Raw genomic sequence first — 11,150 nt, forward strand, 5'->3', positions numbered from 1 at the left:
CCTGATCGGGACCAAGTGTCCCGAGGGCTACGACAGCGCGGTCACCCTGCTCGTCGACCTCAAGGCGGTCAATGCTCGAAATAGTGGCGTGGCGGCTTTCGTCAAACGCTACGAGCGTCTGAAAGAAGAGCGTCGACGTAAGCCGATGCCTGCTGCGCTTTACCCAAGTAGGGCTGTGAAGAGGAAGTTCCGGCCAGTCACGCATCGCTGTCACTGCCCGGTGTCGTAGAGTGGCAGGCGTGGTGGAAGCTGCGGCAGACGAGGCGCGGAAGTTCGAGGACCTGGCCGAGCAGGTGCCGGACGAGCGGGCACAGTTACTGGTCGAAGCGGCGTATCAATGGTCGCGCGCCGGCGATGTCCAGCGTGCCGAGCGGTTGTACCTGACGGCGATCTCGGACGGTGGTTCTGTACACGGTGACGCGCGGACAGCTTATGCCGATTTTCTGTTCGAGCACGAGGACGCTGATCGTGCGCGCGAGGTACTGGCCGGGTTGTGGGCCAGCCATCCAAAGGACCCCGATGTGTATCAGAGCGTCGGCGATTTGCTGATAGACCAGGGCGATTCGCCCGGCGCCCTCCGCTGGTTCACCGCCGGGGTGATTCGCTGTTACGGCGCGGTCGTGGGTTCCCGGCAGCTCGAGGGCGATCCGTCATTGGAACAGTTGCTGAAATCGCGTTCCAGGGTGCGCAAGGTCAGTGGCGAAACACCGGATGACTGGGATCGGGTCTGGTTCGAACGGTACGAGCGAACCCATCCCGGCAAGAAGGCCGACCAGCTGTGGACCTACGAGCACCTTGCCGAGATGCAGCAGGAAACCGCGCGGTTGCAAGATGAGAACGCGATCCTGCGCACATTTCGGCCAGGCTCACTCCCGGAGACGTTTCCCTACTGGCCGCGCGCGGAGTTCGACCGTGCGTTGGCCGCTTTTCCTGAGGTATTCGCCGAGTGGAGGGACTCCGAGGACCCCCACCTCGTCCATCGCCGCATGGTCGAGACCGCGCTGCGAGCTGCCGACGCCGCCTTCGACCTCGCCGTCGTGCCGCTCAACGTTGATGATGTGTACGCTCACGCCGAGCGCACGGGGGTTGAGCCGGACAGCGCGGAGACGCACCAGCGGCTCGCGATGGTGTCCCGCGTCAACGGTGAAGGTATCGCCTGGCCGCCGGGGAGAAATGACCCGTGCTGGTGCGGATCGGCGCGCAAGTACAAGAAATGCTGTGGCACCCCCGGTTTCACTGCGGACTCGGCATGACGTAGCCAGGTTCGGCACGCTTTGTGGAGCTTCGTCCCTGCCCGGACAGCACGGCGAGGGATGGACAAATCCGCGACCGGACAGTCGAATATGAGTCGGAGGAAGAAGCAAAACCGCTGCTTTGGCCGATCACCGGGCGCTGTGCTCCCGCCCACGTCAGAGCCGTTTGGTTCGAGTGTTGGTACGAATAGCTGTCGGCCGACGGCACCGTGACCCGCTTGGCGCGCCGTGACGATGCGGAGTTGATGGGCTGTGCCCTGGCAAGCGAGGCAGGCGAGTACTCCGCCCCGAATCCGCGCCAAGAGCCGGTTGCCAGCAGCCTGCCACCGGCTTATCTCGACACGCCGCGGCAGGGGCTCGTTGGCGTGGCGACTTCGGCTGGAGCGGCTTGTGCACGACGGACTTCTGGGATCACCCGTCACTAGGCCCTTCCCTGGCGGGTGTCTATTCAGGACTATGTGACTGAACTGGAAAGCACTCCGGCGTCAAGTCCGTGGATCCGGCGCTGGTAGCCTCGACGCCCAGCACGGGCTGGGTGATCAGGGAAGAACGCCTGCCCCTCGTCCTGCTCGAAGATCTCCAGGAGAAATTCCTAGTGGTTGCAGTGCTGAACGAATACTCCGTTCGGGTCGCGACGGATTCGCGGTCGTACCAACGTGGCCAGGCCTACTTCGCCGGCGGGCATGTGCAGAAGATCAAAGCCGACGGGAAAACCGTGACGGCCACGGTGGCTGGCAGCCGTCTCTACCGGGTCCGCCTCGCCGTCGGCCGTGGCCGCCTTGGCGGCTCGTGCACCTGCCCGTACGGGGAGAAGGGGATGTTCTGCAAGCATTGTGTCGCGACGGCTCTGGCCTGGCTCGACGGCGGTGCCGAGTCCGTCAGGCCGAGCCCGGAGCTTATGCCGCAGCAGCAGCTCGAGAGGTTTCTGCATACCCAGGAAACGTCCTGGCTGGTAGCGGAGCTGTTGAAGGCCGCCGATACCAACCCCTTGCTTCGTGCTCGGCTCGAGAGCGCGGCAGGTGCGCAAGGAGCGTTCGACGATCAGCCACTTCGTGAGCGTCTCGAAGAAGCTATCGAAGTTCCGGATTACCTCGATGAACGCGAGGAGCAAGCCTACTTCCATGAAGTCGTGAAGGTCCTGGACGAGATCGCGGACCTGGTCGGGTACGGCTTCGCGGATACTGCTCGTGGCCTCGTCGAATTCGCCTTCGAACTGCTTGACGACGTGGCTGACGAACTCGAGGAAGTCGGCGGCGACGCGAGCGAATTGCTGGGCCGTGCGGCGGAGATTCACCTCGCCGCATGCGAGGCGGGCGAGCCCGACCAGGAACAACTCGCGCAATATCTGGTGGACACGGCACTGGCCAGCGACCACGGAGCCTTCCTCGATGCTCTCCCCGCCTATGCCGGCGTGCTGGGCGCGACAGGCCTCGCCCGCTATGGCGTGCTGGTACGGGAGGCTTATGCGGTCGAGGCCGGGTACGTCGAGCGTGTTCTCCTGGAACACGTCGCCGAGTCGGAGGGTGGCACGGACGCCCTCATCGATGTCCTGGCGCAAGACGTGTCCAGTGCCCATGATGTCTTCCGGATCGCGCTACGTCTGTGCCACGACGACCGCGACGACGAAGCTCTGGAGTGGCTGACCCGCGGCGTCGCGGACTTCCCAGCGGATCCGGACCTACGGTCTCTGGCGGCGGAGTGCCACGTCCGCGCCGGTCGACCCGCCGAGGCCGCGAAGCTGCTGTGGGGCAACTTCCGTAACCATCCCAGCCTGGACAACTACATCGCGCTCGCCACGGCGGCTGCTGATGAATTCGCCGCCTGGCGTCGGAAAGCGCTTGATCGCTTGGCCAAGGACGCGCCGCTCCAGGCCCGTTTCACGAAGTCCCGGCTTAGCCTGCCCGGCCGCTCGCGACTGGTGGAAGTCCTGCTGTGGGAACAGGACCTCGACGGGGCATGGCAGGCCGCGAACGCGGGCGGCTGCTCCGACGAACTCTGGCTCCGTCTGGCCCGTAAGCGCGCCGCCAAGCATCCCTCGGATGCCATTCCCGTTCTGCTCGCGGCGGCCAATCAAGCCATCGGCTGGCAGGACCGTGCCTGGTATGCCCGCGCAGCCGAGTACTTGACGGAGGCCCGTCCCCTGTTCAAACGTGTCGGCCGCACGGCGGACTTCAAGGCTCATATGACCGCACTTCGCGCCACGCACAAGCCCAAACGAGCCCTCCGAGAGGAGCTCGACCGTGCGGGACTGCCGTGACTCGACAGCCCATCGCGGTGTACGGCTTCTCCGGAATAAGGTGATCTGAGCCTGCTGGCCGCCCGATACGGACGGGTTTGGCGGTCTGTCATCTCGCATCGCCGCACGCGTGGCCGTCCGGCAAAGTGGACCATTCGTGGACCACGCCCCGACCAGGAACGTTGACCGTTTGATCGAAATGTGCGCTGTGCTGCTGTTGGGTGCCCCCGGCAGGATTCGAACCTGCGACACCCGCTTTAGGAGAGCGGTGCTCTATCCCCTGAGCTACGAGGGCATGTGCTGCCGACCTCACTCTAGCGGGCCCGGGGCGGACGTGGTGCAGGGGGCGGGTGAAGGGTGGCCATACGTAGGTTGTCACCCGTGTGGGTGGTGGGGGCGTCTGAGCTGGTTGGCGCAGTCTGTCACTCGGTCGTGTCTGGTGTCGGGTTGCTGAACAACAGTAGGTAACCTTCGTTAACGGGATGCGGAAATCGCTCCACCGGCTGCCGGAGGGCTTCGTTGATCAAGCTCATGTTCGCCGACGACGAGGAACTAGTTCGTTCGGGGCTGCGCGCCATGATGTCGGGCGCGCAGGACATCGAGATCGTGGGCGAGGCGAGCGACGGTAGATCGGCGGTCGAGGTAGCGCGGCGGTATCACCCGGACGTGGCATTGCTGGACATCAAGATGCGCGCGCCGGACGACGGGATCCGGGCGTTGCGGGCGATCCTGGCGCTGCCGGATCCGCCGACCGTGGCGATGCTGACCACGTTCGACATCGACGAGTACGTGAGCCTCGCGCTGCGGCTCGGCGCCAACGGCTTCCTGCTCAAGGACATCGACCCGGCGGCGTTGCTGCGGGCCGTGCGTGACCTGGCCAAGGGCGGCGCGGTGCTCGACCCGGGGGTCGCGGCGCGGATGGTCCAGTCGCATCGCGACGAGCAGCGAGCGGCCCAGCCGGCGCGTAAGCTGCTGGCCTCGTTGTCCGAACGGGAGCGTGAGGTGGTCGCGTTGATCGGGCAAGGGCTTTCCAACGCCGAGATCGGTGGCCGGTTGCACCTCTCCGAGGCGACGGTCAAGGGGTACGTCTCGGCCGTGTTGTCCAAGATCGGCGCGGCCAACCGGGTCCAGGCCGCGTTGCTGGCCTACCGGGGCGGCCTGCTCGACCAGTAGCGTGCTCACCGCGCTCGAGTTCCTGGGGCTCGTCGCGTTCGCGGCGTCCGGAGCGCTCGCCGCGGTGCGGGCGCGGCTGGACGTCTTCGGCGTGGTCGTGGTGGGGCTGACGACGGCGCTCGGCGGTGGGATCATCCGGGACGTCCTGCTGGGGATCCATCCGCCGACGACGTTGCGCAAGTGGCCCTACCTCGCGGTGTGCGCGGCGACGGCGTTGATCGTGTTCGCGTTCCATCCACAGGTCGCGAGGCTGCGGCGCGCCGTACTGCTCGCCGACGCGATCGGGCTCGGGGTGTTCGCGACGGCGGGGACGACGATCGCGTTGGCGGGCGGGGCGACCGTGTACGCGGCGTGTCTGATCGGGATGACGACGGGAATCGGTGGCGGCGCGTTGCGGGATCTGCTGCTCCGGGAAATCCCTCTCGTGCTGCGTAAGGAGATCTACGCCGTGGCCGCGCTGGCCGGTGCGGCGCTCGTCGGGGTCGGTCACGCTTTGTTACTGCCGCCCGGGCCGGTGACCGTCGTGGCGGCCGCGGTGGTGGTCGCGATCCGGATGCTGGCGTTGTGGCGGCGGTGGAACGCCCCGGTAGCACGCGGGTCCGGAGAGGGCTGAGACGATCCGGAGCGGGAAAATCCTTTGTGGGTTCTGTGTGTGTTCTTAGGCGAGTCTCAGCACGCTGAGTAAGACTGTCGCCATGCGCATCCTTGTGGTGGACGACGACCGCGCCGTCCGTGAATCCCTCCGGCGGTCCTTGGAGTTCAACGGCTACCAGGTCGAACTCGCCAGCGACGGTGCGCAGGCCCTCGAGACGATCGTCGCCAACCGGCCGGACGCGATGGTGCTGGACGTGATGATGCCCCGCCTCGACGGGCTCGAGGTGGCACGCCGGCTGCGAAGCACCGGGGACGACCTGCCGATCCTGGTGCTGACCGCGCGCGACACAGTGTCCGACCGGGTGTCCGGTCTCGACGCCGGCGCCGACGACTACCTCCCCAAGCCGTTCGCCCTCGAGGAGCTGCTCGCCAGGCTGCGCGCGCTGCTGCGCCGCGCCCTCCCGGAAGGTCAGGGCGACCAGGCCTCCGAAGTGCTTTCGTTCGCCGATCTCACGCTCGATCCGGGCACCCGCGAGGTCCGCCGCGGCGACCGCGAGATCAGTCTTACCCGCACCGAGTTCGCGCTGCTGGAGCTCTTCCTCTCCTATCCGAAGCACGTCCTCACCCGCGGCCGGATCCTGGAGGAAGTATGGGGATACGACTTCCCGACCTCGGGCAACGCTCTCGAGGTCTACGTCGGTTATTTGCGCCGCAAGACGGAGGCGGAGAACGAGCCGAGGCTGATCCACACGGTTCGGGGAGTGGGCTACGTGCTGAGGGAAACCCCGCCGTGACCGGTGCCGTCCCGACCATCGACGTGATGGAGGACGATCCGCGCGGTACGCGCTGGGGGACCCGCCGGTTTTCGCTGCGCGGACGAGTGACGTTGCTGGCCGCCGCCTGTGTGGCGGGCGCCGTGGCGCTGGTGTCACTCGGCGCCTATTTGGTCGTGCAGAGCAACCTCTACCAGCAGCTCGACGACAACCTGGTCGCCCGCGCCAGTGCGGCGGTCCAGTCGCCGCAGGTGCAGACGCAGCTCAAGCAGGTTCCCGGCGCCTTCCTGGCGAGCGCGGACCTGCAGATCGGGCAGCTGAACATCGGCAAGGAAATCACCCTGACCTACCCGCAGGCGGGCGTCGCGCCGCCGTACGGGAGCACCGAGATCGAGGTCGCCGCCGGCGATCGGGCGAGTTCGATCCGGACCGACGTCGCCACCGACAGCCGGGTCGTCGCGCTGCCGTCGGGACACGGCCAGGCGATGGTGCTGGCGCAGTCGATGGCGCCGACGAAACGCGCGCTCAACGAGCTCGCGGTCGTGCTGTTCCTCATCGGCGGCGCCGGGATCCTGGTGGCCGCGGCCGCCGGGACCGCGGTGGCCCGTGCGGGGCTGCGGCCGGTGGATCGGCTGACGACGGCCACCGAACGCGTCGCGCGCACCGGGGATCTGCGGCCGATCCCGGTCAGCGGTGACGACGAGCTGGCCCGGCTCACGCAGAGCTTCAACACCATGCTCGGCACGGTCGCGGAGTCGCAGGAACGGCAACGCCAGCTGGTCGCCGACGCGGGGCACGAGCTGCGGACACCGCTTACTTCCTTGCGCACCAACCTGGAGCTGCTGCTGGCGGCGAGCCGGTCCGGGGCACGGGCGCTGTCGGACGAGGACCGCGCGGACATCGAAGCCGACATTCGCGGGCAGATCGACGAGCTGACCCAGCTCATCGGGGACCTGGTCGAACTGGCCCGGCAGGACGTCCCGCAGGAGCAGTTCGAACGGGTCGAGATGGTGGATGTCATCGAACGCGCCCTCGACCGGGCGCGGCGCCGTGCGGGCGAGATCGAGTTCGACGTCGCGCTGCAGCCGTGGGTGCTCACCGGGGACAACAGCGCGCTCGAGCGGGCAGTGCTCAACCTGCTGGACAACGCGGTCAAGTTCTCGCCGTCCGGGTCGACCGTGCGAGTCCGGCTCTATCCGCTCGGCGACGGCACCGCGGTCGTCGAGGTGGCCGACTCCGGTCCTGGGATCGCCGACGAGGACCTGCCCAAGGTGTTCGACCGGTTCTACCGTTCGTCGGAGGCGCGGACGCTGCCCGGTTCGGGCCTCGGCCTGGCGATTGTCAAGCATTCCGCCGAACGCCACGGCGGTACCGTCTACGCGTCGCGAGCGCCGGAGGGTGGCGCGCTGCTGACGATCCGCCTGCCCGGAGCGCCGGGCTGACCCTGTCACCGTTACGGACGGCAGCCATTCGTGGCTCAACGCGTTGGCAACCCCTGCGAATCCTGTGTTGAATCGTGTAGGATTTTGTGTGGTTGGGGCGTTCATGCGGGGAACGCAGTCGATTCAGGACAGTGCGTTGAGGACGGAGTTGCAGTGCTGGCGCGGCAGCGACAGGCGGTGATCCTCGAGGAGGCTCGCCGGACCGGCGCGGTCCGGGTGAGTGACCTCGTGACGAGGCTGGGCGTATCCGATATGACGGTGCGCCGCGATCTCGACGTGCTCGCCGGGCGTGGCCTGGTCGAGAAGGTCTACGGCGGCGCGACGTCGGTGATGGGCAAGAGCACGGACGAGCCCGGGTTCGAGGCCAAGTCCGTGCGGCAGCGCACACAGAAGGAAGCGATCGCCGAACTCGCGGCGAGCCTCGTCCGGCCGGGGACCGCGATCGGGATCTCGGCGGGCACCACGACGTGGACGCTGGCGCGGGCACTCGATCACGTCCCAGGGCTCACCATCGTCACCAACTCCATCCAGGTCGCGGACGTGCTGCGCGGGGCCAGCCAGCAGGACCGCACCGTGGTGCTCACCGGCGGCGTGCGGACGCCGTCGGACGCGCTGGTCGGCCCGGTCGCCGTGCACAGCCTGCGGTCGCTGCACCTCGACGTCGTCTTCCTCGGCGTGCACGGGATGGCCGACGGCCCCGGCTTCACCACGCCCAACCTCACCGAGAGCGAGACCGACCGGGCGCTCGTCGAGGCGGGGCGCAAGCTGGTGGTGCTCGCCGACCACACCAAGTGGGGCATCGTCGGGATCTCCACCATCGCCGGGCTCGACGAAGCCGACGTCGTCGTCAGCGACGACGATCTTCCCGACCAGGCAAGGGAAATTCTCGCCGAACGCGCGGGAGAACTCATGATCGCCGAGACGGCGGGGACGGCCGAGGCAGAAGAAGCGTGAAACGCACCGTGAGGCACCTGGCCGACGGCCGGGAAATCATTTACTTCGACCGGCCGGGCGCGCCCGAGCGGGTCGCCGAGGACACCCGCGACCTCGCCCCGGTGGCCGCCGCGTCGGAGATCCGGCGCGATCCGCTGACCGGCGAATGGGTCGCCATGGCCGCGCACCGGCAGACGCGCACCTACAAGCCGCCCGCGGATCTGTGCCCGCTGTGCCCGAGCAAGCCGGGGAAACCGAGCGAGATCCCCGAAGCCGACTACGACGTCGTGGTGTTCGAGAACCGCTTTCCGTCGTTCGCGCAGAACGTCCTCGGCGAAGCGTCCACTGTGGATGGTGCGGGGCTGGTGCCGGTGGCGCCCGGCCGCGGCCGCTGCGAGGTCGTCTGCTTCACCAGCGACCACGACGGCTCGTTCGCGCGCCTGACCGCCAAGCAGGTCCGCGCGGTGGTCGACACCTGGGCGGACCGCACCGCCGAGCTGTCCGGGCTCCCCGGCGTCGAGCAGGTCTTCCCGTTCGAGAACCGCGGCGAGGAAATCGGCGTCACGCTGCATCACCCGCACGGGCAGATCTACGGCTACCCGTTCGTCACGCCCCGCACGTCGCGGATGCTCGACGTCGCCCGCGCCTACCAGGCCGAACACGGCCGTCCGGTGCTCGGCGACGTCCTTGCCGCGGAACGGGACTCCGGCGCGCGGATCGTCGCGCGGGGGGAGCACTGGACGGCGTTCGTGCCACCGGCCGCGCGGTGGCCGGTGCAGGTCCAGCTGGTGCCGCACCGGCAGGTGCCGGACATTCCCGCGCTCAGCGAGGCGGAGCGGGACGATTTCGCCTTGGTGTACCTGGACGTCCTGCGTCGCTGCGACGCGCTCTACGACCGGCCGCTGCCCTACATCGCCGCGTGGCACCAGGCGCCCGTGCACCGCGACCGCGACCTGAGCTGGCTGCACCTGGAGCTGTTCTCGGTGCTGCGGGCCAAGGACAAGCTGAAGTACCTCGCCGGCTCGGAATCCGGGATGGCCGTGTGGGTGAACGACGCGACACCGGAGCAGATCGCCCAAAGGCTTCGCGAGGCCGGGTAGCCCGGGGCATACTCACCAGCGATGCACAGGTTCGACTCAGGAACCTCTCAGGACCGTCGCGCAAGGTGAGGACATGACCGAGAAAGACCCCAGTGCGCACGACCCCGCTGCTCAGAGTCATGCCGCTGGTGGTCAGCCGCAGCCGGAAACCGGTCAGAGCGGTTGGTCCGGGGCCACAGCCCAGCCAGGCGCGGCCGCCGACCCCGGTCCCGCGGCGCAGTACCCGGCCCCTGCGGAGTACACCCAGCCCAGCGAGCCGCAGTACCACACGGTGACTGGTGCCGACCCCGCGTACGGCGCGCCGAGCCCGTGGTCGGCCCAGGGAGCCCAGACGCCCCAGGGCACGTACGCGCAGCCAGGTACCACTCCACCGCCCAACCCTTACGCTCCGCCCAGTGCCCACGGGCTGCCGGGGGACACCTCCATCTACAACGTCCCGGCCGCGCCGCGGCGCGCGAAGTCCGGTTCGGGCAAGCTGCTTGCCGGAGTCGCGGCCATCGCGTTGCTGGTGGGCGGCGTCGCGGGCGGCACCGTCGGCTACCTGACCTCGGGCACCAACAAGGGGCCCGCCGTCAACGCGCTCGACGCGCCGAAGCCCGCGCAGCAGACCGCGGCCGCCCCCGCCGGCTCGGTCGAGTCCGTCGCGAAGAAGCTCTCGCCGAGCGTGGTCGAACTCCAGGTCGCCGGCCGCACCGCGCAGGGCGAGGGCTCCGGATTCGTCCTGAGCACCGACGGCTACATCCTGACCAACAACCACGTCGTCGAGGTCGCCGCGAACGGCGGCCAGATCCAGGCCGTCTTCCCGGACGGCAAGAAGGCACCCGCCAAGGTCATCGGCCGGGATCCGACGACCGACATCGCCGTGGTCAAGGTCGACAACGTGAGCGGGCTGACCCCTGTGGAGCTCGGCCGCTCCGACGACCTGCGCGTCGGGCAGTCGGTGGTGGCCATCGGCTCGCCGTTCGAGCTGACCGGCACCGTCACCTCCGGCATCGTCAGCTCGCTGCACCGGCCGGTGCGTGCCGGCGGCAACAACGGCGACCAGGCCACGGTGATGGACGCGGTGCAGACCGACGCGGCCATCAACCCCGGCAACTCCGGCGGCCCGCTGGCCAACATGTCCGGGCAGGTCATCGGGATCAACTCGGCCATCTACAGCCCGCAGTCCTCCTCGAACCGGGGCAGCAGCTCCGAGGGGGCGAACGTCGGGATCGGGTTCGCCATCCCGATCGACCAGGCCCGGCGGACGGCCGACGACATCATCAAGACCGGTAAGGCCACGCAGACCTTCATCGGCGCCAAGGTGCAGGACGCGCAGGGCGGTGGCGCCCAGCTCGGGGACATTACCCCGGGCAGCCCGGCGGAGAAGGCGGGGCTCAAGCCCGGCGACGTGGTCACCAAGATCGACGACCGGACCATCGACTCGGCGGACACGCTGATCGCCGCGATCCGTACCCGGGCACCGGACGAGAAGGTCACCTTCACGCTGAACAACTCCCGCACCGTCGACGTGACCCTCGGCGGCCAGCCCGTGCCCAACTGATCCCAGACGCGGGGGGGGGGGGGGGCGGGCGAGGGCACCACCGCCCGCGGGGGGGGGGGGGGCGGCGAGGGCCCCCCCGCCCCCCCCCCCCCACCCCGCGGCG

9 protein-coding genes and 1 tRNA gene are annotated in these 11,150 nt (G+C 68.6%); 9 read left to right on the plus strand and 1 reads right to left on the minus strand.

The genetic code is table 11. The annotated features are described in order from the left end of the window. Window positions 1–239 precede the first annotated feature (239 nt). Both ACFWY9_RS37970 and ACFWY9_RS37975 read left to right on the plus strand, forming a co-directional pair. Window positions 240–1,253, plus strand: a complete 1,014-nt coding sequence (locus ACFWY9_RS37970) for an SEC-C metal-binding domain-containing protein (protein WP_378324326.1) — start codon at window positions 240–242, stop codon at window positions 1,251–1,253. A 493-nt stretch (window positions 1,254–1,746) separates the two neighbouring features. Beyond that, on the plus strand, window positions 1,747–3,510 hold the full coding sequence (locus ACFWY9_RS37975) for an SWIM zinc finger domain-containing protein (protein ID WP_378324327.1): 1,764 nt from the start codon (window positions 1,747–1,749) through the stop codon (window positions 3,508–3,510). A 201-nt stretch (window positions 3,511–3,711) separates the two neighbouring features. Here ACFWY9_RS37975 and ACFWY9_RS37980 read toward each other — a convergent pair. Next, a tRNA-Arg gene (locus ACFWY9_RS37980) sits at window positions 3,712–3,784 on the minus strand. 224 nt (window positions 3,785–4,008) lie between these two features. Between ACFWY9_RS37980 and ACFWY9_RS37985 the strand changes: the two genes are divergently transcribed. The 7 genes from ACFWY9_RS37985 to ACFWY9_RS38015 all read left to right on the plus strand — a co-directional run bounded on the left by ACFWY9_RS37985 (window position 4,009) and on the right by ACFWY9_RS38015 (window position 11,047). Continuing rightward, window positions 4,009–4,662, plus strand: a complete 654-nt coding sequence (locus ACFWY9_RS37985) for a response regulator transcription factor (protein ID WP_247058120.1) — start codon at window positions 4,009–4,011, stop codon at window positions 4,660–4,662. 1 nt (window position 4,663) lies between these two features. Continuing rightward, window positions 4,664–5,275 carry a trimeric intracellular cation channel family protein gene (locus ACFWY9_RS37990; RefSeq protein ID WP_378324329.1) on the plus strand — a complete coding sequence of 204 codons (612 nt, stop codon included), beginning with the start codon at window positions 4,664–4,666 and terminating at the stop codon, window positions 5,273–5,275. Window positions 5,276–5,357: 82 nt separating this feature from the next. Beyond that, window positions 5,358–6,050: a response regulator transcription factor gene (locus ACFWY9_RS37995; protein WP_378324331.1), complete on the plus strand. Its 693-nt coding sequence runs from the start codon at window positions 5,358–5,360 to the stop codon at window positions 6,048–6,050. Between the two features lie 26 nt (window positions 6,051–6,076). Then, a complete protein-coding gene (locus ACFWY9_RS38000; protein WP_378324509.1) occupies window positions 6,077–7,471 on the plus strand; it encodes a sensor histidine kinase in 1,395 nt (464 codons plus the stop codon). A gap of 153 nt (window positions 7,472–7,624) precedes the next feature. After that, a complete protein-coding gene (locus ACFWY9_RS38005; RefSeq protein WP_378324333.1) occupies window positions 7,625–8,425 on the plus strand; it encodes a DeoR/GlpR family DNA-binding transcription regulator in 801 nt (266 codons plus the stop codon). After that, entirely contained in the window at window positions 8,422–9,504 is a 1,083-nt protein-coding gene (gene galT / locus ACFWY9_RS38010; RefSeq protein ID WP_378324334.1) for a galactose-1-phosphate uridylyltransferase, read from the plus strand. The genes ACFWY9_RS38005 and galT overlap by 4 nt, the downstream gene beginning before the upstream one ends. Window positions 9,505–9,577: 73 nt before the next feature. Continuing rightward, a complete protein-coding gene (locus ACFWY9_RS38015) occupies window positions 9,578–11,047 on the plus strand; it encodes a S1C family serine protease (RefSeq protein ID WP_378324335.1) in 1,470 nt (489 codons plus the stop codon). The last annotated feature ends 103 nt before the right edge of the window (window positions 11,048–11,150 follow it).

The sequence above is a fragment of the Amycolatopsis sp. NPDC059027 genome (assembly GCF_042739735.1).
In the GTDB taxonomy this organism is placed as follows: domain Bacteria; phylum Actinomycetota; class Actinomycetes; order Mycobacteriales; family Pseudonocardiaceae; genus Amycolatopsis.

Excerpts from the sequence above, each read along its gene's own strand:
- ACFWY9_RS38015 (WP_378324335.1), top strand. The coding sequence starts at position 9,578 with ATGACCGAGAAAGACCCCAGTGCGCACGACCCCGCTGCTCAGAGTCAT.
- ACFWY9_RS38000 (WP_378324509.1), top strand. The coding sequence starts at position 6,077 with ATGGAGGACGATCCGCGCGGTACGCGCTGGGGGACCCGCCGGTTTTCG.
- ACFWY9_RS37995 (WP_378324331.1), top strand. The coding sequence starts at position 5,358 with ATGCGCATCCTTGTGGTGGACGACGACCGCGCCGTCCGTGAATCCCTC.